This is a genomic window from Candidatus Giovannonibacteria bacterium, assembly GCA_016432405.1.
Lineage (GTDB): Bacteria > Patescibacteriota > Minisyncoccia > UBA11713 > 2-01-FULL-45-33 > MFHE01.
Genome location: CP066687.1, coordinates 264,311 through 289,660 on the forward strand (window position 1 = coordinate 264,311; position 25,350 = coordinate 289,660).

Annotated in this window: 23 protein-coding genes; 19 read left to right on the forward strand and 4 right to left on the reverse strand. The window is 46.7% G+C overall.

The window, feature by feature from the left end; genetic code table 11:
- The first annotated feature begins 2 nt into the window (after window positions 1-2).
- The 9 genes from neuB to HYW15_01750 are packed head-to-tail and all read left to right on the forward strand — an operon-like array spanning window position 3 to window position 9,354.
- Window positions 3-1,064: an N-acetylneuraminate synthase gene (neuB, locus tag HYW15_01710; GenBank protein QQG42906.1), complete on the forward strand. Its 1,062-nt coding sequence runs from the start codon at window positions 3-5 to the stop codon at window positions 1,062-1,064.
- 14 nt (window positions 1,065-1,078) lie between these two features.
- Window positions 1,079-1,501 carry an acyltransferase gene (locus tag HYW15_01715; GenBank protein ID QQG42907.1) on the forward strand — a complete coding sequence of 141 codons (423 nt, stop codon included), beginning with the start codon at window positions 1,079-1,081 and terminating at the stop codon, window positions 1,499-1,501.
- A gap of 22 nt (window positions 1,502-1,523) precedes the next feature.
- Window positions 1,524-2,663: a DegT/DnrJ/EryC1/StrS family aminotransferase gene (locus tag HYW15_01720; protein QQG42908.1), complete on the forward strand. Its 1,140-nt coding sequence runs from the start codon at window positions 1,524-1,526 to the stop codon at window positions 2,661-2,663.
- Window positions 2,641-3,597 (forward strand): NAD(P)-dependent oxidoreductase, encoded by a 957-nt coding sequence (locus HYW15_01725; protein QQG42909.1) that lies wholly within the window; start codon window positions 2,641-2,643, stop codon window positions 3,595-3,597. Before HYW15_01720 ends, HYW15_01725 begins: the two co-directional genes overlap by 23 nt.
- A complete protein-coding gene (locus HYW15_01730; protein QQG42910.1) occupies window positions 3,581-4,618 on the forward strand; it encodes an SDR family NAD(P)-dependent oxidoreductase in 1,038 nt (345 codons plus the stop codon). Before HYW15_01725 ends, HYW15_01730 begins: the two co-directional genes overlap by 17 nt.
- Window positions 4,618-6,417 (forward strand): ABC transporter ATP-binding protein, encoded by a 1,800-nt coding sequence (locus HYW15_01735; protein QQG42911.1) that lies wholly within the window; start codon window positions 4,618-4,620, stop codon window positions 6,415-6,417. The genes HYW15_01730 and HYW15_01735 overlap by 1 nt, the downstream gene beginning before the upstream one ends.
- Before the next feature lies 1 nt (window position 6,418).
- Window positions 6,419-7,933 carry a sulfatase-like hydrolase/transferase gene (locus tag HYW15_01740; protein ID QQG42912.1) on the forward strand — a complete coding sequence of 505 codons (1,515 nt, stop codon included), beginning with the start codon at window positions 6,419-6,421 and terminating at the stop codon, window positions 7,931-7,933.
- A 19-nt stretch (window positions 7,934-7,952) separates the two neighbouring features.
- Window positions 7,953-8,198 (forward strand): hypothetical protein, encoded by a 246-nt coding sequence (locus HYW15_01745; GenBank protein ID QQG42913.1) that lies wholly within the window; start codon window positions 7,953-7,955, stop codon window positions 8,196-8,198.
- Window positions 8,191-9,354: a CDP-glycerol glycerophosphotransferase family protein gene (locus HYW15_01750; protein ID QQG42914.1), complete on the forward strand. Its 1,164-nt coding sequence runs from the start codon at window positions 8,191-8,193 to the stop codon at window positions 9,352-9,354. Before HYW15_01745 ends, HYW15_01750 begins: the two co-directional genes overlap by 8 nt.
- Here HYW15_01750 and HYW15_01755 read toward each other — a convergent pair.
- On the reverse strand, window positions 9,322-9,861 hold the full coding sequence (locus HYW15_01755) for a hypothetical protein (GenBank protein QQG42915.1): 540 nt from the start codon (window positions 9,859-9,861) through the stop codon (window positions 9,322-9,324). The two genes, HYW15_01750 and HYW15_01755, sit on opposite strands and share 33 nt — an antisense overlap.
- Window position 9,862: 1 nt before the next feature.
- Window positions 9,863-10,291 carry an adenylyltransferase/cytidyltransferase family protein gene (locus tag HYW15_01760; protein QQG42916.1) on the reverse strand — a complete coding sequence of 143 codons (429 nt, stop codon included), beginning with the start codon at window positions 10,289-10,291 and terminating at the stop codon, window positions 9,863-9,865.
- Between the two features lie 68 nt (window positions 10,292-10,359).
- On the opposite strand from HYW15_01760, the gene HYW15_01765 reads away from it, so the two are divergent.
- Genes HYW15_01765 through HYW15_01780 form a run of 4 tightly spaced genes read left to right on the forward strand, consistent with a single transcriptional unit; the run spans window position 10,360 to window position 16,465 of the window.
- Window positions 10,360-11,814 carry a hypothetical protein gene (locus HYW15_01765; GenBank protein ID QQG42917.1) on the forward strand — a complete coding sequence of 485 codons (1,455 nt, stop codon included), beginning with the start codon at window positions 10,360-10,362 and terminating at the stop codon, window positions 11,812-11,814.
- On the forward strand, window positions 11,801-13,396 hold the full coding sequence (locus HYW15_01770) for a hypothetical protein (protein QQG42918.1): 1,596 nt from the start codon (window positions 11,801-11,803) through the stop codon (window positions 13,394-13,396). The genes HYW15_01765 and HYW15_01770 overlap by 14 nt, the downstream gene beginning before the upstream one ends.
- Window positions 13,393-14,745 (forward strand): nitroreductase family protein, encoded by a 1,353-nt coding sequence (locus HYW15_01775; protein ID QQG42919.1) that lies wholly within the window; start codon window positions 13,393-13,395, stop codon window positions 14,743-14,745. Before HYW15_01770 ends, HYW15_01775 begins: the two co-directional genes overlap by 4 nt.
- The gene (locus tag HYW15_01780; GenBank protein ID QQG42920.1) at window positions 14,720-16,465 is read left to right on the forward strand and encodes a hypothetical protein; all 1,746 of its coding nucleotides are present in this window, start codon (window positions 14,720-14,722) and stop codon (window positions 16,463-16,465) included. Before HYW15_01775 ends, HYW15_01780 begins: the two co-directional genes overlap by 26 nt.
- 25 nt (window positions 16,466-16,490) lie before the next feature.
- Here HYW15_01780 and HYW15_01785 read toward each other — a convergent pair whose 3' ends face one another.
- Entirely contained in the window at window positions 16,491-17,135 is a 645-nt protein-coding gene (locus HYW15_01785) for a transposase (GenBank protein ID QQG42921.1), read from the reverse strand.
- A 115-nt stretch (window positions 17,136-17,250) separates the two neighbouring features.
- Between HYW15_01785 and HYW15_01790 the strand changes: the two genes are divergently transcribed.
- The 5 genes from HYW15_01790 to HYW15_01810 all read left to right on the forward strand — a co-directional run bounded on the left by HYW15_01790 (window position 17,251) and on the right by HYW15_01810 (window position 22,747).
- Window positions 17,251-17,427, forward strand: coding sequence for a hypothetical protein (locus HYW15_01790; GenBank protein ID QQG42922.1), 177 nt, complete (start codon window positions 17,251-17,253; stop codon window positions 17,425-17,427).
- Window positions 17,428-17,503: 76 nt separating this feature from the next.
- Window positions 17,504-19,747 (forward strand): O-antigen ligase family protein, encoded by a 2,244-nt coding sequence (locus HYW15_01795; protein ID QQG42923.1) that lies wholly within the window; start codon window positions 17,504-17,506, stop codon window positions 19,745-19,747.
- A gap of 120 nt (window positions 19,748-19,867) precedes the next feature.
- Window positions 19,868-20,713: a hypothetical protein gene (locus HYW15_01800; protein QQG42924.1), complete on the forward strand. Its 846-nt coding sequence runs from the start codon at window positions 19,868-19,870 to the stop codon at window positions 20,711-20,713.
- A 32-nt stretch (window positions 20,714-20,745) separates the two neighbouring features.
- On the forward strand, window positions 20,746-21,909 hold the full coding sequence (locus HYW15_01805; protein QQG42925.1) for a peptidoglycan-binding protein: 1,164 nt from the start codon (window positions 20,746-20,748) through the stop codon (window positions 21,907-21,909).
- A gap of 55 nt (window positions 21,910-21,964) precedes the next feature.
- Window positions 21,965-22,747 (forward strand): NAD-dependent epimerase/dehydratase family protein, encoded by a 783-nt coding sequence (locus HYW15_01810; GenBank protein QQG42926.1) that lies wholly within the window; start codon window positions 21,965-21,967, stop codon window positions 22,745-22,747.
- On the opposite strand, the gene HYW15_01815 is transcribed toward HYW15_01810, so the two are convergent.
- On the reverse strand, window positions 22,732-23,931 hold the full coding sequence (locus HYW15_01815; GenBank protein ID QQG42927.1) for a glycosyltransferase family 4 protein: 1,200 nt from the start codon (window positions 23,929-23,931) through the stop codon (window positions 22,732-22,734). The two genes, HYW15_01810 and HYW15_01815, sit on opposite strands and share 16 nt — an antisense overlap.
- Between HYW15_01815 and HYW15_01820 the strand changes: the two genes are divergently transcribed.
- A complete protein-coding gene (locus HYW15_01820) occupies window positions 23,930-25,342 on the forward strand; it encodes an exopolysaccharide biosynthesis polyprenyl glycosylphosphotransferase (protein QQG42928.1) in 1,413 nt (470 codons plus the stop codon). The two genes, HYW15_01815 and HYW15_01820, sit on opposite strands and share 2 nt — an antisense overlap.
- Window positions 25,343-25,350: the final 8 nt, after the last annotated feature.

The window sequence follows — 25,350 nt, forward strand, 5'->3', positions numbered from 1 at the left end:
AAATGAACGGCTTGATTATCAGCGGCTACGAAGTAAATTACGGCAATCCGCCGTTTATTATTGCTGAAGCGGGGGTTAATCATAACGGCGATTTTGATTTGGCGCTGAAACTAATTGACGCCGCGTCAAACGCGGGAGCTGACGCGGTGAAATTCCAGACATTCCGTGCCGAGCAGGTTGTGACCGGAGCGGGCAAGATGGCCGATTATCAGAAAAAGAACATTGGCGCCGAAGAAAGCCAGCTGGAGATGTTAAGGAAATTGGAATTAAAAGAAGACTGGTATCCCGCATTGATCAAGCGCGCCAAAGAAAAAGGAATAATTTTTCTTTCTACGCCGCACGGCGGCTTCCAATCGGTTGATTTGTTGGAGTCCTACGATGTGCCGGCTTTTAAGTTCGGCTCGGGAGACCTTGCGAACACTCCGCTTTTGGAATACGCGGCGCGCCTCGGCAAGCCGATGCTTATATCAACGGGCATGTCTAATCTGGAAGATGTAAAAGAAGCAGTTGATGCGATAAAAAAAGCCGGCAACGACCAGATTTTGGTTTTTCATTGCACAACTGATTATCCCTTATCGTCAGAAGATGTTAATCTGCGCGCAATGCAGACATTGATGAAAGAGCTCGGCGGGCTTGTGGGGTATTCCGACCACACCGTGGGGCCGCAAGCAGCCATCGCGGCAGTTGCTCTTGGCGCCTGTATGATAGAAAAGCATTTTACTTTGGATAGAAAAATGAAAGGGCCGGATCACATTGCTTCCACCGAACCAAAAGAATTTCAAGAAATGGTTGCAATGTTAAAACAGGTGCCGCTAATGATGGGCAGTGGCGTAAAAGAGCTTCTTCCTGCCGAGCGCCAATACGTGACCGTGGCGAGAAAAAGCATTGTTGCCGCCTGCGACATTAAAAAAGGCGAAAAATTCACTCGCGAAAATCTGGATATCCGCCGCCCCGGCACCGGAATGCCGCCAAAATACTTAAATCAAATCATCGGCAAGACGGCCAAGTCAGGCATTCCAGCCGAAACCTTGATTAGCGAGGAAATGTTTTCTAATCAGGGTTAGTTAAGGAGGACGATATGTCTAGAACTAAAGCAAGATTCAAAAATTGGAGAGTGCCGAGAATTCGGCACGGTAAGCCGACAAAATATAATTGGGTGGTCTTGCGGCCGGAAGGATTAAAACTCGGCAAAAATACGGACATCGGCGCTTATACTTTGATTGCGGCCCACTATGGCGTGGAAATAGAGGACGACGTGCAGGTTGGCTCGCACTGCTCGCTTTACTCGTATTCCACGATTGACAATAAAAAGGGGAAAGTGGTGCTCAAGACAAATTGCCGCATCGGCACGCATAGCTCCGTGATGCCCGGAATTACAATTGGCGAAAACACCATCGTCGGCGCGCATAGTTTTGTAAATAAGAGTTTGCCGCCCAATGTAATTGCCGTCGGTGTTCCCGCAAGGGTTTTGAGAAAATTGTCCAAGAAACCCCGAGCGTAGTCTGGGGGTTTTATATTTGATCATGAAAAAATATCCTAGCGCAAAGCCGCATATCACCGCTAAAGAAAAAAAATACGTAATAGAAGTTTTAAACTCCGGTATTTTAAGTATCGGCCAAAAACAGGAACAATTTGAAAAAAAATTCTCGGAGTTCGTGGGCACCAAGTATGCCATTGCTGTCTCTTCCGGCACGGCGGGGCTGCATCTCGCTATGATTGCGGCCGGCATTGGGCCGGGCGATGAAGTAATTACAACGCCTTTTTCGTTTGTCGCGTCCGCCAACGCGATTTTGTACGTCGGCGCCAAGCCGGTTTTTGCGGATATTGACCCTTTGACTTACAACATTGACCCGAATAAAATTGAACAAGCTATAACAAAAAAAACCAAAGCGATTTTGGTCGTGCACATCTTCGGCCAGCCGGCGGAAATGGCTCCTATTTTGAAAATCGCCAAAAAGCATAATTTAAAAATTATTGAAGACGCCTGCGAATCTCTGGGCGCGAAATACAAAGGCAGGATGGCCGGGACATTCGGCGAATCGGCCGTTTTCGCTTTTTACGCGAACAAGCAAATGACTACCGGCGAAGGCGGAGTCATTGTAACCGGCGATAAAAGGATTTACGAGCTTTGCAGAAGTTTGCGCAACCAAGGCAGGGCCGAGAATATGCAGTGGCTGGACCACAACCGGCTCGGTTATAATTACCGGATGGACGAGATGAGCGCGGCCGTCGGCCTTGCGCAGATTGAGAATATTGATTTTCTTTTGAGCGAGCGCCGCATCGCCGATTGGTATCATGAATTTTTGGCGCCGCACGGCGGCTTGATTCAAGCTCCTCAAACGCATCCGCACAACACCCACACATGGATGGTTTACGTTGTCCGCATCAAAAACCTGCCCGACGGCAAGGCGGGTAAAAATATTAATCGCGACAGAGTCATACTTGACCTTCAAAAACAGGGAATTAGCACAAAGCCGTATTTGCCTTCAATCCATCTTTTCAGTTTTTACAGAAGCAGGTTTGGATTTAAACCGGGCGATTACCCGATCTCCGAAGCCGTGAGCGCAAGCGCGCTGGCTTTGCCGTTTTATATAGGCCTGAAAAAACAAGACATTAAATATATATCCAATAAAGTCGCTGATGCCGTCAAAAAATACAACTAAAGTATTGATTTGCGGGGGCGCCGGCTATGTCGGCGGACATCTCGCCGATTTGCTTATGGAAAAAAGATACAACGTTGCCGTTTATGATAATCTTATCTACGAAGATCGCTATTTGAAAAATATAAATTTTATTTACGGAGATATCCGCGATAAAGAAAAATTGGGCCGGATTATAAACAATTTTGACATTGTTATTTGGCTGGCGGCTATAGTTGGGGATGAGGCGTGCGCGATTAATCCTACTGTTACCAGAGAAATTAATCTCTCCGCCGTTCAGTGGCTTACTAGAAATTATAAAGGCAAAATAGTTTATACTTCCACCTGCTCTGTTTACGGGAAAAACGACGGCTTGCTGGATGAATCGTCGGAGGTCAAGCCATTGTCGCATTACGCTGCAACCAAATTGAACGCAGAAAAAGAAATTATGGCGCGTTCAAACGACTATCTTATATTCAGGCTCGGCACTCTTTTTGGCGCAGGAGACAGGCACGCGCGGTTGAGATTTGATCTCGCCGTTAATTTGCTGACCCAAAGAGCCGCCGCGAATGAGCTCTTGACGGTTTTCGGCGGCGAGCAATGGAGACCGCTAATGCACGTCAAAGACGCCGCGGAGGGAATAGTGTTCGGAATAGAAAATAACCTGAACGGCCTGTTTAATTTAAGCGCCAAGAACTACAAGGTTTCTGAAATCGCGGATACGATAAAAAAGATAATTCCCGACGCAAAAGTTGAACACGATAATGTCACGTTTGAAGACTTGAGAAATTATAAAGTTTCTTCTGCAAAGTTCATGTCATACGGATGGAAGCCGCGGTATAGTTTGGAAGACGGCGTGCGGGAAATTTACCAGCTTATCACGGCCGGCAGGATTCGCGACCCAAAAAACGCCATTTATTCTAATGGCCAATATTTAAAAAATGCAGAGCGAATTTAAAAATAAGAATATTTTAGTCACTGGCGGCACAGGCTCAATCGGTTCTGAAATCGTCCGCCAGCTTTTGAAATTTAAGCCGAGAGTTGTCCGTATTTTTGCCAGGCACGAAGATCGGCACTACCAGCTGATGCATGAATTCGGATTGGAAAACAACAAACTGCGTTTTGTTATCGGGGATATTCGCGACAAAGACCGCCTGCGAATGGCAATGGAAGGGGTTGACGTGGTTTTTCATGCCGCGGCTTTAAAACAAGTGGCAATGTGCGAATATAACCCTTTTGAAGCCGTGAAAACCAATATTATAGGCACGCAAAATATCATAGAAGTTGCGCGGGACCTTAACATACCTAAAGTTATCGGCATATCCACCGACAAGGTTGCCGAGCCAGAGGGGATTTTGGGCGTGTCAAAACTTATGGCTGAAAAATTATTTTTGGCTTCGTACTATTACAAAGGCGACAAGAAAACCAAATTCGCTTGCGTCAGATTCGGCAATGTTTTGGGCAGCCGCGGGAGCATTCTTCCTTTGCTAAAAAAGCAAATTTTAAGCAATGGCGCCGTGACCATCACCGATCCGCAGATGACGAGATTTGTTATGACAATTCCTCAAGCGGCCAATTTGGTGTTGGAGGCTGCCGGATTGATGCGGAGGCAGGAAATTTTTGTGCTTAAGATGCCGGCGGTCAAAGTTTTAGATTTGGTTAAAACCGCCGTCAGGCATTATGCGCCGCTTTTTGGCAAAAAAGAGCGGGATATAAAGGTCAATATTATCGGCAGGCGCGCCGGCGAGAAAATACATGAAAAATTGCTGGCCGACCATGAACTGCCGCGGGCGTTTGAGACCAAGGATATGTATATTTTGACTCCGCATGAAAAGGTTGTAGGGAAAGAATACAAAGAAAAGTATCCGGCAAAGTTGATAGCCGCAGAGAATAAAAGTTTTTCTTCGGAATTTGCGCCAAAGCTTTCCGAAGACCGCCTTTCGGCGCTGGTCAAAGAGGCGGATTCACGCCAAATTTGATGGTTGTAATGCAAAGCGCCGGCAAAAAGATTTTCGGTTTATTTAGATTATTCGGCGAAGCCTTCGGCGATTTTAAATGGGCGGTTGCGGCTTTCGCGCTTTTGAGTTTTTTAAGCAGTGTTTTGGAGGGCATCGGCATAAATGCTGTTATTCCTCTTTTTTCTTTTCTTAACAACGGCGCCGGCGGCACCGATATTATTTCGCGGATGATTGGGAAGTTTTTTAATTTTTTTTATTTGCCGTTTACTTTGCAGTATTTGGTTTTGTTTATTGTCGTCGTTTTTGTTATAAAAGCCATCGTTTTTTTTGCGGCCAGTTTTATCGCGGCAAAAACAACCTCGGAGTTTGCCCGCAGGAAGCGCAGCTTGCTTTTTAGCCAAACCCTTTTCGCGGATTGGCCATATCTTACCAAACACAAACTTGGTTATTTGGATCAGATTTTAACAACTTACATCAATAACAGCTCCGCCCTGTTTTCCTACGTCAGCAGTTTGATTATTGTTGCCGCTAATCTTTTAATTTACATTGTTTTGGCAGTCAATATATCGGCAACCGTCGCTTTCGCGGCATTTTTTCTGGCGTTGGCGTCCTTTTATGTTTTTAGGCCTCTTTTTAGAAAAAACGCAGCCGCGTCTTCGGAGATGAGCGCGATTTTTAAGGATGTGGCACATTTTATAAACGAGAGCATTTTGGGCATCAAAACAATTAAATCCATCGAGGCCAAAGATAAAATTGCAGAGCGCGCTGACAATTATTTTGATCGGCTGAAGGAGCTTGATATAAGAATTACTCTGGCGTCCATATTAACCAGCGCGCTCATTCAGCCGCTAGCCCTTTTTTTTATAATGGCGGCGCTCCTTTATTTTTATATGTCGGATCAGGGTCTTAATATGGCATCTTTTGCGGTAATTGTCTATGCCATTAATAAAATTTTTACTCAAGCGCAACAGGGGCAATCTTTTTTCCACTCAGTCATTTCTTACGAGCCTTACTTGCGCGGATTAATGCATTATGAGAACGAAATCCGCGGGCGCAAGGAAAAGGATTTAGGCGAGCGCGATTTTAATTTCCGGGATCGTTTGGAATTTAACAACGTCCATTTTACTTACGGCGCTTCTTACGGGCCGGTGCTTAATGGAATCAATTTTTTTATCAAAAAGGGGGAGATGGCCGGGCTTATTGGGCCTTCCGGCGTTGGCAAAACCACCATTGTTGACCTCATACTGCGCCTTTTGGAGCCGCAAAGAGGCGCAATTACTTTAGACGGTGTTGATATTTATAACCTTAAGCTCAAGGAGTGGCGAACCAGGGTCGGCTATGTTTCCCAGGATATTTTTTTGATGAATGACACCGTGGAAAATAATATAAAATTTTACGGAGAGAACGTAACTGATGATGATATGATTGAAGCGGCCAGAATGGCCAACATTTTTGATTTCATTGAATCTTTGCCCGAAAAATTTAAAACATTCGTTGGCGAGCGGGGCATTCAGCTTTCGGTTGGCCAGCGTCAGCGCATAGCCCTGGCGAGAGTTTTAGCCAGACATCCAGAAATTTTACTTTTGGACGAGGCCACCAGTTCTTTGGATAACGAATCCGAAATTTTAATTCAAAAATCAATTGAGGGTTTGAGGGGCAAAATAACCGTGCTGGCCATTGCTCACCGCTTGTCCACGGTTAAAGCTTCTGATAAGCTTATAGCATTGGATGCCGGGAAAATTATTGAAGAAGGGTCTCCGGCAATGCTTCTCAAAAATGAGGATTCTTATTTCTTCAAAACTTATAATTTAAGAGCATAACATGAGACGATTATTTAACTTGCCTATCCACCAATTTTTATTCGCGATATTCCCGGTCCTTTCCCTTTTTTTTCACAATAGAGACGAGGTTTCATACTACGAAGCCGTGCTCCCTTTTTTCGCCTCCGCCGCCGGCGCGCTGTTATTCTTTCTATTTTTAAGTTTTGTTATTAAGAATTACAAAAAAGCCGGAATCATAACGTCATTATTTATTTTGTTCTTCTTTTCTTTCGGGGCCGCTTACGGATATTTTTTCCTCGGCTTTGCGCGGACAAGATATATTCTTGCTTTGTGGCTCCTATTATTCTTTTTGAGCGCTTACTTTATCTGGAAAACAAAGAAGGATTTGGATGACGTGACGCGCGCCCTGAATATCGCGAGCATTGTCCTTATGGCGATGCCGCTCGGCGCGCTCCTTTGGTACGAGTCAAGGATTGCGTTTTCGGCCGTGTCCGGAGATCCTAAGGCGCGCCAAAATGAAAGTCGGGCCGCGTATCCGGAATACAATAGCGGGCGAGGCGCGCCCGATATTTATTACATCGTCTTGGACGCGTACGCGAACGAAAAAACCCTTAAAGAACTCTATGGCTACGACAACAAAGAATTTATAGATTATCTTACTGGTATGGGATTTCACGTTGTGCGCGAGAGCAGAAGCAATTACCCGCACACTTCATTGTCACTGGCGTCCACATTGAATATGAAATATGTTAATTATCTTGTTGAGGAATATAATGGAGACTATCCAAAAATTGCCAACGCGCTAAAACAATTAATAGAAGATAGCGAGGTCGCGCGTATATTAAAACACTACGGCTATTCCGTTGTGCATTTAAGCTCCGGCTGGGGAGAAACAAATTACAACCGGCGCGCCGATTTGAGTTTCCGGGTTGACAATTCAATGGACCCGTTTTCAATCTTGGTTCTGAAAACAACTGTTTTGGGTCCTGTATACCAAAGGTATTTCACATATATTCAGCGAGAAAGGGTTCTGTATACTTTTAAAACGTTGCGCGAAATGCCTCGCCTGCCGGGCCCTAAATTCATTTTTGCCCACATATTGTCGCCGCACCCGCCGTTTGTGTTTAAGCAGAATGGTGAAGAAGTGCCGAATGGCAAATATATGCTGGAGGGAGATATTTGGAAGCAAAAAGAGCAATATCTTGACCAATTAATCTTTATAAATCAAGTAGTAAAAGAAACGCTTCGGGAAATAATATCGGCGGACAGCGATGCCATTATTTTAATACAGTCGGATCATGGCACCTCAACGCTTGACAAACAGGACGCCTCCGCCGCGGCTTTTTTTCAAGAGAGGATGAGAAATTTTAACGCGTACCGTCTCCCGGGAATCAGCGGCGTTGAAGAGCGCGCGACCAATGTAAATACGTTCAGGATAATTCTTAACGAGCAATTCGGCTTCGATTTTGATTTCTTGGAAGACCGGAGTTACTATTCTGATAGCGCGACTGCTTATGACTTGATTGACGTGACTGACAAAGCCGATTACCATTAAAGTATCTCGCTAAGGTATTATGAAATATTATAAAACAGCGTTGTCCGGCATTTTGCTTTTAGGCCTTGTTTTTCCGGTTGTTGCTTACGCCTATTTGGATCCGGGCACCGGAAGCTACATTCTTGGAATAATTATCGCCCTTTTTGCGGGCGTTGCCGTCGCCTTCAGGGTTGTTTTGCGCAAAATTATAATTTTTCTCGGCAGTATTTTTTCAAAAGCAGCGCAAACGAAAAAAAAGGACGACGGGATAAACGGAAATGCTTGAGTTAGTAAGAGAAATAAAAGATTTCTGCCGTTTTTTTTGGAGAACCCCCGGAGTAAAAAGGGGAATAGTTTTTTACGCCGAAGACGGCGGTTTTTATCCCTACTTTGAAGGATTGATTAATGAGCTTATAAGCAACTACAAACAGGATATTTATTATATTACTTCCGGACGTGGCGACCCCGTGTTAAAAAGTCATCCTTTTAAACTAAAGCCGTTTTATTTAAATAAACTTCTGCCCATTTTTATGCCCCTTGTTAAATGCGGGGTTTTTGCGGCAACGCTGAATGACCTGCACCGGCTGCACATTAAAAGGTCTATCTACGACGTCCATTATGTCTATGTTCCGCACACGCTCGTGAGTACGCATATGGTTTTTAGATTCGGCGCTCTTGATTATTATGATTCAATATTGTGCGCCGGGCCGCGCCACATGGAAGAAATTATAAAAAGCGAGCAACTGTACGGCTTAAAACCGAAAGAGCTGGTTAACGCCGGATATTACCGCTTGGAGCGGATTTTTAAAAAATATCATGCGCGCGGCGCATCCGCCGACGTCCGCGCCGGCGGCAAAAAAACCGTTCTTGTCGCGCCGTCTTACGGAAAAAATAACGTGATTGAAAGCTGCGGAGAAAAACTTGCCGGCATGCTTTTAAAAAGCGGATATAAAGTTGTAGTCAGGCCGCATCCCGAGACCACCAAACGATTCCCCGCGTTGATAAACCGTCTGCGCGAGCGGTTTTTTGCGAACCCCGATTTCTTGATAGATGAATCCATTGAGTCAGATGAGCAAACGATCAGAGCCGATGTTTTGGTGTCGGATTATTCCGGCATTTCTCTGGAATACGCTTTTGGAACGGAGAGGCCGGTATTGTTTATTGACGTGCCGCTTAGAGTCAACAATCCAAGATATAAAGAGTTGGGTTTGGAGCCGATAGAAATTTCATTGCGCGGTGAAATCGGGCTGGTTTTATCGCCGGAGAAAATAGATTTGGCTCCGGATTTTGTTTTAAAACTGATAGCCGAAAAAGAAAAATACAGGGAAAAAATAATTGGTTTAAGGCAAAAATATATTTATTCTTTCGGCCGCTCCTCTGAAATAGGGGCCGAGCACATAATGTCTCATTTATTCGCGCGGCGCGAAAACGACACCTTGTAGTTCCAGGATCTTTACTCCTTTTTCTCTGCAGGTTTTCCTTGCCCTTTCAACAAGTTCTTCAAAGAGCTTATTATCAGCGAGGACATTAACATAAAGGTCGTCTTTATCAAACATAATATGCGTTGCGAGAATGCTGTCTATAATCTCGGCGAGTTTTTCAACGCCCGCTTTCGTTTCAATTTTCGGCACCAGATTTATGTTCCCGGGAAGGCGGTTTTTGATTGCCGCAATTGCCAAGGGCGTTTCAACGTTTGACACGGCGAAATGTTTAATTTGCTTGTAGCGCGGAACAAGCTCCAAGACATCGTCCAAAGAAATTGTCGGGAGAGGCGGTTTTGACCGTCCAGAAGGATAATCAAGATAAATATCGCCCGCGGTTTTATTGAGTAAATCCTCAAGCTCGCTTTTTTCCCGCAGCCACGCGACGTTAACGCGCGTCACCGCGCTTTCTCCGCGGAGAGATTCTACCGCGCCGTTTTTGAACAGGTGGTGAGAAACAATAAACATATTAACTTTTCTTTATGCGTTTTATAAGGTCGCTTGTTGAGATGCCGTCATGATAGTCAAGGCGCACGACGGAGCCGCCAATGGAAAGCATCGTTTCTTCTCCCGGCATAATTTTATTGCTTTTGTCCCATCCGGCGCCCGGCCCTTTGGCTAAAATGTGGGGTTTGTGAAGAAGTATGTTTTTGTCTGGCTTTAATTCGTCTTGCACAACCACTTCGTCAACATAAACGCAGTGCTTGAGGACTTCAATGCGGTGCTTGAGCGTTATTGCTGGTTTTCGCTTAAAACTTTCCGCGACGTCGTCTGTAAAAAGCCCGACTATAAGATGGTCGCCAAGCGCCTTCGCTTCTCTTAAAAGCTTCACATGGCCGCTGTGAAATAAATCAAAGACGCCGTAAGTATAAACTCGTTTTTTACGTTTTTTCGCCATTATGTAGAATAATATACCTTATTAGTCGCGGCGTTGCAAGATGCCGGCGGCAAAGATACAATAATTCAATGAGGATATTTTTAATGTCATGGTCGGGCAAGGAAGTCGGGATGATAGAAATCGTAAAGCGGCTCAAAGAAGGTGGCCACGAAATTGTTTATTGGGTTTGTGATTTTGGCAAAGAGGCGGATTATAAAACTTTTCCAGGCACGATTTTTCACGACCACTACGAAGCAATAGCGGGCAAGCCGGCCCCGGGCGTTAACGCCGAAGAGTTCCCTTCGGTCGGACGGGACGCAATCCAGCAATTTTACGCCACCGAGTCGGTTGTTTTAACCATGATGAACAAGAGGTTGGGACACTTAGCAATCAACGAGAGGAAGCATTTGTATTATCATATTTTGCAGTACTGGCGCGGAGTATTTGATAAATATAACCCGGATGCGATTCTTTTTCTTTCCGCGCCGCATGCGCTTTATGATTACATTGTTTACGCGCTGGCTAAAAGCAGAAATGTTAAAACGCTGGTGGTTGAGGTTTCGGTAGTGAACGATCGGCTGCTGCTTTATGAAGATTTTAAAGACGGGCATCCGTCGCTTAAACCGCAGGTTTGGAAAAATCAATCGGGTAAATTTAGCGTCGCGAATTTAAGCGAGGATTTGCGGGATTACTATTCTAAACACAGAAAGTTGTCTCAAAGCCCCGAGGACATTTCGGATTTTAGAGATGCGACATATAAGGAAATTAATGTTTTTTTAAAAGGAAGATTTGGCGCAGCGCATGCCTTTAAAGAACGGCTGCGGCTGATTGTGAATAGCGCCAAAGACCTTTCTTTGCCTAAAAAATCCATAAGGTTTTTTATCAACAGGCTTGGCCCCAATATGAAAAAAGAATATTTATCAGTTCAATCTCCTCCGGATTTCAGCAGAAATTTTGTTTATGTTCCGCTTCACACGCAACCAGAGCAAAACACCGTCACCCAGGGAGATGTTTTTGTAGATCAGCTTTTAATGCTGGAAATTTTAGCGGCGTCTTTGCCGAAGGGTTGGCTAATTTATGTCAAGGAACACCCTTTTCAGTGGTTGCCTCGCGGCCCGGCATTTTTTAACGATCGCCCGCGGGGTTATTATAAATCTATTGCTGCCCTGAAAAACGCGAGAATAATGCCGATTGGAACGAACACGTTTGAGCTGATTCATTATGCTAAAGCGGCGGCCGCGGTTACCGGAACCGCCGCGTGGGAAGCAGTAATGAGGTCAAAACCCGCTTTGCTTTTTGGGCATGTTTGGTTTCAAAATAGCCCCGGGGTTTTTCGGGTGGATAGCGTTGAATCCTGCCGCCGGGCTTTTGCTGAAATTGAAACTTGGCGCGGATTTGATGAAGCCGAACTAATCAAGTTTTTAACGGCCTTTGATAAAGCCAGTTTTCGCGGCTACACCGACCAGGAATACGCAGCATGCAGTGATTTGAGCAGGGAAGAAAATATAAACAATTTTTTACGCGCCATATATGAACAGCTATGATATGAACCGGCTTACAAGGGCCATCTCCTTATTTCTAATACTGGCTTCGCTTGCGTATCCGATTTTTGTTTTTACTATTTTCCCGAACTGGGTTATTGATGACGCTTTTATCACTTTTAGATACGCGGAAAATTTGGCGAAGTCCGGTGAATTTACTTGGAACGTCGGCGAGCCGCCGATTGAGGGATATACCGGCGTATTTTTGCCCGCGGCGCTCGCCGTTTTTATAAAATTTGGTTTTGACCCGATTAACGTAAGCCGCGCCATCGGCGTTTTTTCTTTCTTTTTGGGGTGGCTTATGCTTTTTTTATCGCTACGGCTGCTGAAGTCCGATAAATTTGTCCTCGGCATTATATTGCTGCTTTACAGCACGACGCCGATTTTATTTACTCACGCCTCTTCCGGGCTGGAAACAATGCTTTTTATCGCTTCTATTTTAGCGTCGTCATATTTCTTACTGCGGTTTTTATTGCGCGGGGAGAGCGCGCCCTTGTTTTTGTCTCTGCTTCTTACAAGTTTGGTGCGGCCGGAGGGCGTTGCGCTTGCCGGGTTTTTTGCGGCTGCCGCGGCGCTTTATGAATTTAGACAACGGCGCGGAAGTTTAAAAATTTTTATAATCGGCTTCGCGATTTTTTACTTTGTGCCCGCGCTTCTTTATTTCCTGTGGCGATTAAATTATTATCATGCCCTCTTGCCGAATACTTATTACGCAAAAAGCGACGTCGGGTTTAGCGTGGACATTTTAATTGACATTTTCAGGTTTCTGCGCGGAAACTTTGCGCTCCCAATTTTGGCGGGCATAGCGCTCTTACTGCCGGAAATTGACTGGTTTTGGGCGCGGATAAAAAGTCGCGCGGGAGGGTTTTGGGAATCCAATATTTTATACGTTTTTCTGCCGACCGCGGCTTTCGCGGCTTTACTTATGCTGTTTTATGCGCGCTCTCACCTTACTACGAATTTCTCCGAGCGTTTTTATACTTCGTTGATGCCGGCAATGTGGCTGGGATTGGCTTTCGCATTTAATTTTGGTTTTGCGGTTCTTAATTATATTAAAGGCAACAAAAAACTTGGTTATAAGTTGGCAATATTTTTGTTCTTTGCTTTAAGTTCATATCAAATTTTATTCCATGCGGCGAAACTGAAAAACGAAATAACTTTTGCCAATGATGAAAAAACCGAAAAAGAGAGTCAGCATTATTTAGCTGGCGGGTTTCTTCAAAAAAATCTGTCGCCGACAGATTGGGTGGTAATTTATTTGGATGCTGGCGCGGTGCCGTATTTTTCTAAAATGAAAGCCGTTGATTTCGGCGCGCTAAACGACCCTGTTTTGGCGCGCGGCAAGCTGTCGCCCAAAGAGCGCATAGATTATTTTTATTCTAAAAATCCGGCGGCGATTTTTATTACCAGTTCTTCTTTAGAGAGAGTGGAGTCCGACAAGGAGGCCATGGCGATTGCCGGCGACCCGCGCTTTCAAGGATATGCGCTTGCGCAAAAATACCCATCGCCGTTTGCTTACCGTTATCCGGTAATAAACCATCAACTGCTTTTTTTACGAAACGACATATATTCTAAATTAAAATGATTTTAGATGTCATTAAATCGCGGCGCACCCAGCGGCATTTTTCCGATAAGCCCGTGCCGGAGGAATATGTTGAAAAAATTCTTGAGGCGGCCAGCTGGGCGCCGAGCTCCTGCAATATGCAGCTTCTGGGGCTGATTCGCGTAACCGACCCGGCGCTCCGCCAAAAACTTGTTTATGAAGCGAAGTCCGCCGGCGAGGCCGCGAGAGCCCCGGTGCTTTTTGTGGCTACTTACGATAAAAGATTCAGCCAGGAATACCATTCAAACATCCAATCCGGCGCGGCGGCGATTCAAAATATGGTCCTTACCGCGGAAAGTCTTGGTTTGGGAGCTTATTGGGCGGCGAGCGTTGGGAAAGAAGAAATTGTGCGGAGCATTTTTAAAATACCTGAAAGGCGCGAGATTCTTGCTTTGGTTATGTTCGGCTGGCCGGACAAAAAGCCGATTCCTCCGCGGCGAAGGCCGCCGGCGGAGTTTGTGCATAATAATTTCTACGACGGCAGCCGCGACCTGCCGCTTTCCGGGGACCCGGACGACTGGCCAATTGAGCAGTTGAAAGCATTTCAGGAATTCAGGGTCTGGAGCGGCGCGAAATACCGCCCCTATCTTAGGGAGGAGTTCTCGGCGGTTCTTGATTCAATCAAAGCGCACGCGCCCGCTGACGCGAAGGAATGGATTGATTTTTTGCCGTCAACCGGCGCGTATTTGGAGGGCTTGGTCAGGATTTTTCCGCGCGCGAGATTTAAAATTCTGGAGATTGCCGACCAACTGGCGCGTTTTTCAATAGAAAGAATCGGCGGCGCGGGCAAGCCGGAGAACCCTGTTGATTACGCCAATTACAATTTTGCGGGCGCGGAAAGCAGAGCCGACGCGGTTTCCTGCCTTTTTCGTTTGGAAGCGTATCCGACCGATTTGCATGAAAAAATACTGGAAGATCTGTCGTCTTTGGTAAAGCCGGGCGGTATGCTGATTTTAGGCGTCTGCAACAAATTTTCTTATTTTTTGCCCCTGCACCGCCTCAAGGCGCGCCGCAAAAAAGAAATTCGTTTTCCGGTGATGACTCCGCAGATGGTGGCGCCATTCAAGCCGGTTGATCCGGACTGGACTTGTGGGATATTAAGGAGAGCTGGGTTCAGTTTGGAAGCGCGGGAATGTTTGTTTCTTTTTCCGACAATTGAAGAGCTGACTCCTTATTACAGCAAGTCCCCGCCATTGCCGTTTTCATTATTTGTCAAAGCCGCGAGGATGTTTTCTAAAATGATGCCGCGGCAGGTTTGGAGAAAATACGCGAAGATACAATTATTTTTTTTGAGGAAGGAGAACGATGGACGCCCCTCTGGGATTTCTTAAAAAAGCGTCCGGCGCACTTTGGGGCGCCTCGGAGAGGAACGGAAATATTTTTTGCGCGAAACACGGAGTTGAACACACCGGAAAAATCGCTTACGCGGCGATATTGAATTTGGAGCTTTTTGACGCGACAGGCGAAGCGGAATATTTAAAGCGCGCGAGGATTTACGCGGAGTTCGTGTATTCTAAAATAAAACCCGAGCCCTCGGAAAAATATTGGATAGTCTGGCCCGGGAATTATTCAAGATATAATATGTCCAATTCAAGTTTGGACGCCGGGGCCGGGATTGACGCGCTTTCATCTCTTCTGCTTCATCCAAAGAGCGGCCTTTCGGGTGAAACGATAGAAAAATATCGTGACGCCGTGCGGAAAGTCGCCTCCAGCTATCTCACGGAAGCGGCTTCAGAAAAGCCGATTACCAACCAGAGATTATGGGCGGGGACGGGGCTCGCCGCCGCTTACGCTTTATTCCGCGAAGACAAGTGGAAAGACGCCGTTTTAAAAGGCATTGAGCGCGCTCTTCGGGAGCAGTGGGCGGACGGTTTTTTTTCTTACCATCCTTCTCCGGAGAAATCCGGCATGCCGGACTCCGCGCGCGACCTCACTTCCTTTTACCATTCCCGGCACATCGGTTTTATATTGTATTCTCTGGCCCGGCTGGGGGTTGATTGGCGCGCGTACGAAGCAAATTTAAGCAAGGGGATTCGGGCGCTGGTCGCGCTAATCGGCAGAGACGGGCTAAAAAACGTCCGGGCCGAAGCCAAACGCTGGTATTGGCACTCCTTTTACGAGGTGGCGAGTTATTCTTTTGACCTCTACGCGCTTTTGGTATGGGGCGAACGCGCCGGAGACGAATTGGCAACAGAGTACGCGCGGCTTATGTGGGAGCGCTTGGAGAGCGAGCAGGCAAAAGACGGCTGGATTTTGGCTTCCAATGCGGGAGAAAATTTTCAATGTAAAATTTTCTGGACTTGCCAAACCGCCTGGCTTGCGCGCGTGCGGAATTTTGTTCCGCAAAAAACAAATATGCCGCAAGACGAATATACTTACTTCCCTGACGCCGACATTTTGCGCGTCGGGAAGCCGTCGTATCTTGTAACTCTGCGCGGAAAGACGTTTGCTCCAACAATGAGCTGGGGTTCCGGCTACGGCGGAGGCAATGCGCTTTATTTTGGTAATGCTTCCGAAGGATTTGCTAATAAATACCCGGCGCGCCATGGAGAGGTGGAGAGCGGCACGGGCTATGGCAGTTGGGTGGCTGCGCCGTCGTCTTTTTCGCTTCGCGCGCGCATTCAGCGCGCGTTAAAGCTTCTTAAAAACGAGCGGCACGAATTGAAAAGCCACATGTTTTATATGTTTGTTGAGCTCCGCGCCGGAAATATCCGGGCTTTTGGACACCTCTTCGCTGGACATTTTTTAAAACGCATCTTGTCCGCATTTTCGCCTTTGATTTCCACGGAGTGGAGCAGGGATGTTGCTGCCGACGTTTCTCCGCGCGCGGCATTTTATAAAGTGGCTCCGGCGGCGCGCGACGGAGAAGTGCGCGACGATTTTATTTTGGAAAGAAAATACATATTCGGGGAAAATACGGTCTCCGTCCGCGACCAAGTGACCGTTAAACGGCCGCTTCGTTATCTTGCGCTGGTTGAGGGCGTGGGCGGAGAAACCCGCGTTTTTCATCCGAAGCAAAACGACACAATTGTCATAGAATATGAACTATGACGCACTTGGAAGTCCGGCTTCCAAGTTAATCAAACAATAACGTTTCCAGCTCTTTGTAAAGCTGTTTACGCGCCAATATGTCTTTGAGCGATTCTTTTGCGAAAGTTTTATACTCCGCAATGTTTCTAAATTGATCTAGGATTATTTTTTTCTCACAAGTCCCTTTTTGTTTTTCTACATATTCTTCCCAACTCGACTTGGAAGCTCGGCTTCCAAGTCGGTGGATGCGGTCGTTTAAATTTACATAAGCGCTTATATGCAGAAGATACTCATTGGAGTCAATATGGCGAGATTTAAATTTACCTTGGAACAATACTCCACTGCGGTGATATTTATTATTAAAATAGTTTGTAAAACCAGTGCCGAGTCTTTGCATAAATTTTTCTACGCCCCTTTCTTCGGTTTGCTGAAGAATAAAATGATAGTGATTTGGATTAAGGCAGTAAGCTACGCAATTTACTAATTTGCGTTGCTTGGAAGCCGAACTCCCAAGTTGATTTTTTACGAAAGAATTCTCATAAATACTGCCTATTGGTTTTAACGTGTTAAATTCCTGCATGCTTTGCAGAAATCTCTCAAAATCGTATTTATCCAAAAAAATTTTTCGCTTATCGGTTCCGCGATTATAGATGTGATAAAATTCCCCAACGGAGAATACCTCTTTTCTCATATTGTTATATTAGCACTTGGAAGTCCGGCTTCCAAGTATTGCCGGATAGAGTTTTGCCATAATCACTTGACAAAAATCATTGAAAAAGCTAGGGTTACAGAAAGGAGGGGAAATTATGCTTGGTCACATGGAAAAACCGGCAGAAGTTGCTAGGTCCGCGAAAGATGTAGTTTTGGAAGTATTGGATGAGTGGGACAAAAAGATCAAGAAGATGGAAGAAGAAAACAATCTCCCCAACCCGACTACTTTGCTGGACTACGTCCGCAAAGACATCGAGAAAGCACTGGCTTAGCCGCGCGAATGGGCCCAATCTTGGGCCTTTTTCTTTTGCCTTGCCGCAGGGTTTGGTTTTAGGTATCATTTAAACCATGTCGCAAAAAACAATAGACATCATTGTTAAAATAATCAAAGTCGGGCTTTGCGTTTTGCCGGCCGCCACGCTTATCGTGGGCGGAAATTTTTTCGCCAATATTTTTCTCCCCGGGGTGGGGGATTTATTTTTTCCGTTCATTACCGGAAAAAACTTTTTCTTCAGGATAGTTGTTGAAATTTTGTTCGCCCTCTGGGCGCTGGCGGCGATTTTTGACAAGCGCTTCCGCCCGACATTGTCGCCCGTTTTTTGGGCGGTTTCGGCCACGCTCGTAATTCTGGTTTTATCCACTATTTTCGGGGAGAATCCTTACCGCAGTTTTTGGTCCAATTATGAACGAATGGAGGGGCTCGTGGGGCATCTTCATCTTTTTGCGTATTTCGTAATGCTCATCGGCGTTTTTAAATCGCAAACCGACTGGCGGAGATTTTTTTACTCAAGCATCGCAGTAAGTTTCATAATCACGACTTATTCGTATCTGCAGTTTATGGGGAGGTTGGAAATCCATCAGTCAAGCGATCGGCTTGACGCGACTTTAGGAAACGCGACGTATCTTGCGATTTACATTATTTTTCACCTCGCGCTTCTGGCTTATTATTTATTTCAACCTGCCCGCCAATTGGCAGGCGGGGAAAAACGAGTTTGGATAAAAGGTCTTTTTGCGGCGCTCATTGTTTTGGAGACCCCGATTGTGTTTCTTACCGCAACCAGAGGCGCGATTTTGGGGCTCATGGGGGGCGCGGTGCTTTTTGCTTTGCTTTTGGCGCTGTTGGATTGGGGTGCGAAGAGCAGGCTTTATAAACTTGTTGCCGCCGGGCTTGTTGCGGCTGTTTTTTTAATGGTCGGCGCGTTTTTTGCGTTAAAGAATACTAATTTTGTCCAAAAAAATTATGTGCTTAGCCGCTTTGCCCAGCTTTCGCCGCAGGAGCAGACAACCAAATCGCGCTTTACTATCTGGAGCATGGCGCTGGAGGGGTTTCAGGAACATCCTGTTTTGGGAGTAGGACTTGAAAATTTTAATCTTGTCTTCAATAAGCACTATAAAGCCATGTTGTGGCCGCAGGAGCCGTGGTTTGACAGGGCGCACAACGTATTTTTTGACTGGCTGGCGCAGGGCGGGGCGCTGGGGCTGATTGCTTACCTCGGAATCTTCATTGCGGCTATCTTCACGCTTTGGAAAAATCAATCGGATAAGTTCGCCACTGCCGCTTTCACGTCGCTTTTCGCCGCTTATTTTTTCCACAATCTTTTTGTTTTTGACAATCTTACCTCCTATTTCATTTTTTTCTCGGTTTTGGGTTTCGTGCAATTTTTGGGAAGCGTTCAGCAAAGAGATTTCCGACCCCCCGCTGAATCTTTTGCCAAATACGTCGCCGTCATTTTTGTTTTTCTCGCAGTTTTATTCTCTTTATATTTTTTGAATTTTAAACCGCTTTTGGCAAACCAGAGATTGCTTGACGCGCTGAAGGGCATGGCGACGGATTCCGGAAACGTTGACAAAGTTTTGGCGGATTTTGACAGGGTGTTTGAACTTAAGACCTTCGGCAACGGGGAAGCCAGGGAGCAGCTCGCCGGCTACGCAAACAAAATCGCAGGATTTAACGTCCCGATGGAGCTCAAGGTTAAGGCGGTGCAAAAAGCCGTTTCCGAGATGGAGCGCCAGGTTGCGGAGAACCCGAAAGACGCCCGCGCGTACCTTTTTCTTTCGGCGCTTTATTTGAAAATCGGGCGGATTGACGACGGGCTCGCAATTCTCGCCAAGGCGCATGAATTGTCGCCGCAAAAACAGCAAATTTATTTTTTACTGGCTGACGCGCACATTACGAAAGGGGACAACAAAAAGGCCCTGGAAATTTTACAGGAGGCCTACGACCTTGACCCGACTTACGGGGAGGCGGTGAGAAACCTGGCTTTGGCCGCCATAATTAATGGGGACGAAAATTATGCCGAAAAAGTTTTATCAAAGGTTTTTAAAAACGGAATAACTAACGACCAAAACCTTCTTGCGGCTTACGCTAGAGTGGGGAACTACAAAAAGGTCCGCGATATCTGGCTGCTCTTTATAAAACTGGAACCCCAAAACGCCCAGTACCGCGTGAGCTTGGCGGCAACTTATATGCAGCTGGGGGAGCGTCAAAATGCCATAAAAGAGCTTCAAAAAGCCATAGAGCTTAATCCACAATTTAAGCCGCAGGGAGAGTATTTTATAGAGGAAATACGGGCAGGGAGAAATCCCCAGTAAGCCCGCTCCGACACGACGTCGGAGTTATCCACAACCGGCCTGTTGGCGCATAATGCTATAATAGAAACAGTTTAAAGCGTCGAACTTTAATTATTCGTTTTTATTAGCATTAAAATTTTTATGAAGAATTTTCTTCTGTCAAAGAAACAGTCCATCACCGTGGCGGCGTCTGGACTTGTTTCCGTACTAATGGTCGCGGGGATTGTTTATTCCGCAACCACTATTAGCACTAATGTAAACACCGGAGGGACGCTCACGGTTTCGGGCGCCTCCACTCTTACGGGGACTGTTGCGGTCGCGTCTTCCACTCCGTCCGATACCGCCATGGTTTCGGTCCAGGGCAATGTGTATATTGCGGGCAATTTGATGAACGTTTCCAATATCACCGCAACCGGCACACTTTCGGTAACAGGCGCTTCAACGCTGACCGGAGCCATAACTACGGGCAGCACTTTGGGAGTTTCAACTTCCACGCCCTTTGCCTTGGTTGGCAATAGTTTGGCGGTTCAGGGCAGCGTTTACCTTTCCGGCGCTTTAGTGAATGTTTCCAATGTCACCGCAACAGGAACGCTTGCGGTAACAGGCGCAACCACTTTAAGCAGCACTTTAGGAGTAACCGGCCTCACTACTCTCGGCTACGCTTCTTCCACCGGCGGTATTTCAATTTCTACCGGCGCTAACTCATTAATGGTTTCCGGCACTGCCACAACCACGGGATCCTCCGGACAGTTCGCGACCCAAGGGTTCATCGGCGCGGGGGGGACTTCCACTCCGGCGGCGGAATTGTCTGCTACAAGTGCCGCTACTACGACTTTATATTTAGATACCAGCGGAACAAAGAAAGGCAGCTGTATTGAGCTTGTGCGGTCACATGATGGTGTTGTGTTCAGACTTTCTGTTGGCACGACAACGTTAGATAACTTTAACACAACGGTTTTGCTGGTTGAGGCAGGCGCTTGCAAGTAAGTTTGACAAGTAAATAATTACAAAAATTACTCATGAAAATTTACTTTAAAATTTTCGCCATCTTAATGTCAGTTCCTTTTGCCTTTGCCTCGGCTGTGGGAGACGCGACTCTACAGCCGGGCGTCATAATTACTTTAAATGGCAAAAATTGGACTGTTTCAGGAAACGCGTCTGTTATGGATTCTATAACGGTCAATGAGGCCGATTTTTCCGTGACTATGTCCGCAGGCCAGACCATCAAGCTGAATTCCACGGACAGAGTGACTCTAACCGTGCCGGAAACCGCTTCAATACAATCCAGCGCGGCTTGCACTTCGTCAGATAATACTCACACAATAACCAACCCATCCGGCGGCGCAACCGCAACTTTTTCCGTTACCGGTAACACTACTACTTGCAGCACTGGCGGTGGAGGCGGCGGTGGCGGAGGAGGAGGCGGTGGTGGCGGTGGTGGCGGCTCTTACGCGCCAACCGTTCCGGTTGTGTCGCAAACACCGGCCGCAACGGCCGCCCAGCCATCTCCAGTAGCTCAAGCCGTAAGTCCGGTTTTTAACAGCGATCTGGCCATTGGTTCAAGAGGCAATGACGTGACGCGACTCCAACAATTACTGGCTCGGGATGAAAGTATTTATCCGGAGGGGACAGTCAGCGGTTATTTTGGGAATTTGACTGCGCAAGCGGTTAAACGTTTCCAGGCAAAATACGGCATCTCGCAAGTCGGCAGAGTAGGCCCGCAGACAAGGGCAAAACTGGAAGAAGTTTTCGGGAAAGCAACCCCGGCCGCGCCCGAAGTGGCCCAACCCCCACCGATTACACCGCTTTTCTCATCCGGCTTGAGCATCGGCGTGGTTAGCGAAGATGTGAAGTTCCTGCAGCAGATTTTGAACTCCGACCCCGATACTCAAGTTTCTTCTTTCGGCGTCGGCTCTCCGGGTGAGGAGACGACTTATTTCGGCTCTCTTACCGGGCGCGCCGTTCAAAAATTCCAGGTGAAATACGGAATTGCCAAAGCCGGCGATCCCGGCTATGGATATGTGGGGCCAAAAACTCGCGCAAAGCTGGGAGTAATTTTTGGAGTCGCTCCCGCCCCGACTCCCACGCCCGCGCCTGCACCGACGCCAACTCCGGCTCCGACGCCGTCTTCAAGCGAAGTCCCATGGTTCCTGCAGCTGCAATCCGCTCCGAGAGCCCAATAATCCGAAATTGATTTTCAAAACCACCCCGCGAGCGGGGTGGTTTTACTAATATAATATGAAAGTTCTTGTAACCGGCGGAGCCGGGTTTATTGGATCGCATTTGGTTGATGCCTTAATAGAAAAAGGGCATGAAGTGCATATTATTGATAATTTAGAAACGGGGAAGCGCGAAAATATAAATCCGAAAGCCGTTTTTCACCAAGCTGATATAAAAAATTATAATGTGCTTCGCGCCGCGCAAAAAGCCGGAGTCAAAAAACTGATTTACTCCAGCTCATCCTCGGTGTATGGAAAAAACTCCACGCCTTTCCGCGAAGACATGAAGCCCGATCCGTTGAATCCGTACGCGGCCCAAAAACTCATGGGCGAGTTGTACTGCAGAAATTTTTCGGAGCTTTATGGCTTGCCGACCGTGATTTTAAGATATTTTAACGTTTACGGGCCGAGAGAAATTTTGACCGGGGCATACGCTACTGTTATCGGCATTTTCCGCCAGCAACTAAAAGAAGGGAAACCAATGACTATGGTGGCGGATGGGAATAAAAAAACGCGCGATTTCACACATGTTAAGGATGTTGTCTGCGCGAATATTTTAGCGATGGAATCCACAAAAGTAGGCAAGGCGGAGATAATAAATATCGGCACTGGCAAAAATTATACCGTAAAAGAGCTGGCAGATATGTTTGGCGGGCCGATTCAGATTATCCCCGCGCGTATCGGAGAGACGGCGGTTACTTTGGCTGATAATTCAAAAGCCCGCGAGATTTTAGGCTGGGAGCCAACCACTTCTCTTCCGGAGGGCATTGCGGGACTCAAAAAACTTCACGGCTTGGTATAAATGTCAACCGTCTCTTTGAGCATCTTATCAAACGAGAATTTTTGGGAGACGAGTTCGTGATTTTTCTGCCCCATTTGTTGGCGGAGCCCCCCGTCGTCTAAAAGTTTTTTTATGGCCCCGGCAAGCGCTTCAGGGTTTTTCGGCGGAACCAAAATGCCGGATTCGCCGTCTTTGATTATCCACGGGATTCCGCCGACTTTGGTCGCGACAACCGGAAGTCCGGCTTGCCCGGCTTCAATAAGCGTATACCCGAGCGCTTCGGTAACAGACGGCAAAACAAAAATATCAAAGGATTTAAAGTATTTGGCGGCATCCAGCACAAAGCCCAAAAGAAAAACTTTGTCTTGCAATTTTGTGTCAGAAATTTGAAGCCGGAGTTTTTCGCCGTCCTCACCTGACCCGAGTATTAAAAGCCGGAAATCATGGTCGGTCAGTTTGCCCGCGGCTTCAATTAAATAAACAACTCCTTTATTTTTAGTGAGTTCCGCGACGCATCCGACCCATAGGCCCGGAAACTCTTTGTTGCCTGAATTTGTTTTACTTAGAGCGCCAGTAAGCTCTTGTTTTGCTTCTTCTCTCGGCAGCAATTCTGCGGGCCGCAGGCCTTGCTCCGTGAAAAAAATTTTTTTTCTGGAGAACGGGAAATACATCGCTTGGCTGTGCATGGCTCTGGAGAGCGTAATAATTTTGTGGCAGAAGATAACCGTAATCCATTGCGCAAGGAAAATAATAAGCCGCGCGACGTAAGGCCTGTCTTCATTAAAGCCCCAGCCGTGGGCGGTGAAAACTATGAGTGGCCCGCTTCGCCCGTGAAGCGAGGCGAGCGAGTGACGAGTGACGAGTGACGAGATTCTTGCGGCTAATGCCCCGAGCCCGCCCGCCTTGCTGCTGTTTAAGTGAATGATGTCCGGGCGCTCGCTTTTGAAAATTTTCAAAAGAGCAAAAAGCGATAAAAATTCTTTTATGATGCTGATGTCGCGCTGCAAAAAAGGAATTGGTATGGTGCGGATGCCGGCTCGGTTCAACTTCTCCGTTAAAACGCCTTCTCCGCCGGCGGCGACTGCGATGTCAAACACTTCTTTATCCAGAGAGGTTGCGGTATCATAAACGTATCTTTGGGCCCCACCCCAGTTTGATTTGGTAATTACGTATAAAATTTTCGTCTTTTTATTTAAATCAGGCATGTATAATTGGAATGTCAAATCAAAGTTTCTTGTTCTGGTCCTGCTTTTTGGCGATTTGCTGTCTTTCGTCTTGGCCCTTTGGGCGTCCTTGACCGTCCGCTTTTTTTTTCTGCCGTACGGGAGTTATCTTTGGTCATATAGGGTTTTTTTGGAAGACCACTTATTGCCATTCAGCTTGATATTTTTGATGTGGATTTTGGTCTTGTATCTCGCTGGGTTTTACAGCACTCTTGTAATCGGCTATCGGCTTTCTCTGGCGCAGGCCTTGGTCAGGGTCCATGTTATAAACAGCGTGATAGCGGTTGTTTTCTTTTATATTTTCCTGCCGTATTTTTTTCTGGCGCCGAAAGCGAATTTAATCTTATACCTTATTTTTTCTTTCGCGCTTTTGTTTTTATGGAGAGCGTGGAATATGCCGTTTTTGAAAAACGCTTTCGGCGCCGCCACCCTTTATTTTATCGGGCCGGGTCCGGAGCTCCGGGAGCTCGTTATGGCTTTTTCGCACAATCCTTACTACAGCAATATAAGGGTGGTCGGCGCGAAGCGCGCCGAGGAAATAAAATCGGCATCTGACATAGATCTTTCCGCGCTGGAGCGCGCCGCCGCCGCAGGCGGATTCGCCGCCGTGGTTTCGCCGACTTCCATAGGAGCGCCCTATCAACATAACGAAGCGATTGTAAGAAAGTTTTACGAGCCGATATTTAAGGGCGTGCAGTTTTTCAGTTTTCAGAAATTTTATGAATCCGTTTTCCACAAGGTTCCGGCGTCTTTGGTTGACGAGGCGTGGCTTTTGGAAAATATATCCTCTCCCTCCCGCGCTATTTACGATTTTGCGAAGAGGTTCGTTGATATAATTATTTCATTGTCCGCCGGAATAATTTCTTTGATATTTTACCCGTTTATAATTTTGGCCATGAAACTGGACGACGGCGGGCCGGTTTTTTACGTGCCCGAACGCGTCGGACAGAACGGCAGAAAGTTCAGGCCCTTTAAATTTCGCACGATGAAAGTGGGGGCGCCCGTCAGCTGGTTTGAAAAGGGCGACCCGCGCGTCACGAAAATAGGCAGATTTTTGCGGAAGACGTCTTTGGACGAGCTGCCCCAGCTCTGGAACGTTTTTTTGGGCGACATAAGCTTGGTGGGCCCGCGGCCGGACGTGGCGGATTTCGCGCGGGAGCTTGAACAAAAAATTCCTTATTATAAAGTGCGCACGCTGGTTAAGCCGGGGCTTACCGGCTGGGCGCAGGTTTCCCAAAAAGTCAAAGGAGAGAACCCCAGCTCGATGGAGGAAACAAAGGAGCGCTTGACGTATGACCTTTACTACATCAAAAACAGGTCGTTTCTTCTGGACTTGGCGATAATTTTAAAAACACTGCACTTGGTCTTATCCAGAATCGGGTTTTTCAAATAAAATTATAA

Excerpts from the sequence above, each read along its gene's own strand:
- HYW15_01780 (QQG42920.1), top strand. The coding sequence starts at position 14,720 with ATGGACGCCCCTCTGGGATTTCTTAAAAAAGCGTCCGGCGCACTTTGG.
- HYW15_01715 (QQG42907.1), top strand. The coding sequence starts at position 1,079 with ATGTCTAGAACTAAAGCAAGATTCAAAAATTGGAGAGTGCCGAGAATT.
- HYW15_01785 (QQG42921.1), bottom strand. The coding sequence starts at position 17,135 with ATGAGAAAAGAGGTATTCTCCGTTGGGGAATTTTATCACATCTATAAT.
- HYW15_01790 (QQG42922.1), top strand. The coding sequence starts at position 17,251 with ATGCTTGGTCACATGGAAAAACCGGCAGAAGTTGCTAGGTCCGCGAAA.
- HYW15_01770 (QQG42918.1), top strand. The coding sequence starts at position 11,801 with ATGAACAGCTATGATATGAACCGGCTTACAAGGGCCATCTCCTTATTT.
- HYW15_01820 (QQG42928.1), top strand. The coding sequence starts at position 23,930 with ATGTATAATTGGAATGTCAAATCAAAGTTTCTTGTTCTGGTCCTGCTT.
- HYW15_01740 (QQG42912.1), top strand. The coding sequence starts at position 6,419 with ATGAGACGATTATTTAACTTGCCTATCCACCAATTTTTATTCGCGATA.
- HYW15_01750 (QQG42914.1), top strand. The coding sequence starts at position 8,191 with ATGCTTGAGTTAGTAAGAGAAATAAAAGATTTCTGCCGTTTTTTTTGG.
- HYW15_01800 (QQG42924.1), top strand. The coding sequence starts at position 19,868 with ATGAAGAATTTTCTTCTGTCAAAGAAACAGTCCATCACCGTGGCGGCG.
- HYW15_01745 (QQG42913.1), top strand. The coding sequence starts at position 7,953 with ATGAAATATTATAAAACAGCGTTGTCCGGCATTTTGCTTTTAGGCCTT.
- HYW15_01765 (QQG42917.1), top strand. The coding sequence starts at position 10,360 with ATGAGGATATTTTTAATGTCATGGTCGGGCAAGGAAGTCGGGATGATA.
- neuB (QQG42906.1), top strand. The coding sequence starts at position 3 with ATGAACGGCTTGATTATCAGCGGCTACGAAGTAAATTACGGCAATCCG.
- HYW15_01725 (QQG42909.1), top strand. The coding sequence starts at position 2,641 with ATGCCGTCAAAAAATACAACTAAAGTATTGATTTGCGGGGGCGCCGGC.
- HYW15_01795 (QQG42923.1), top strand. The coding sequence starts at position 17,504 with ATGTCGCAAAAAACAATAGACATCATTGTTAAAATAATCAAAGTCGGG.
- HYW15_01755 (QQG42915.1), bottom strand. The coding sequence starts at position 9,861 with ATGTTTATTGTTTCTCACCACCTGTTCAAAAACGGCGCGGTAGAATCT.
- HYW15_01760 (QQG42916.1), bottom strand. The coding sequence starts at position 10,291 with ATGGCGAAAAAACGTAAAAAACGAGTTTATACTTACGGCGTCTTTGAT.
- HYW15_01775 (QQG42919.1), top strand. The coding sequence starts at position 13,393 with ATGATTTTAGATGTCATTAAATCGCGGCGCACCCAGCGGCATTTTTCC.
- HYW15_01720 (QQG42908.1), top strand. The coding sequence starts at position 1,524 with ATGAAAAAATATCCTAGCGCAAAGCCGCATATCACCGCTAAAGAAAAA.
- HYW15_01805 (QQG42925.1), top strand. The coding sequence starts at position 20,746 with ATGAAAATTTACTTTAAAATTTTCGCCATCTTAATGTCAGTTCCTTTT.
- HYW15_01810 (QQG42926.1), top strand. The coding sequence starts at position 21,965 with ATGAAAGTTCTTGTAACCGGCGGAGCCGGGTTTATTGGATCGCATTTG.
- HYW15_01815 (QQG42927.1), bottom strand. The coding sequence starts at position 23,931 with ATGCCTGATTTAAATAAAAAGACGAAAATTTTATACGTAATTACCAAA.
- HYW15_01730 (QQG42910.1), top strand. The coding sequence starts at position 3,581 with ATGCAGAGCGAATTTAAAAATAAGAATATTTTAGTCACTGGCGGCACA.
- HYW15_01735 (QQG42911.1), top strand. The coding sequence starts at position 4,618 with ATGGTTGTAATGCAAAGCGCCGGCAAAAAGATTTTCGGTTTATTTAGA.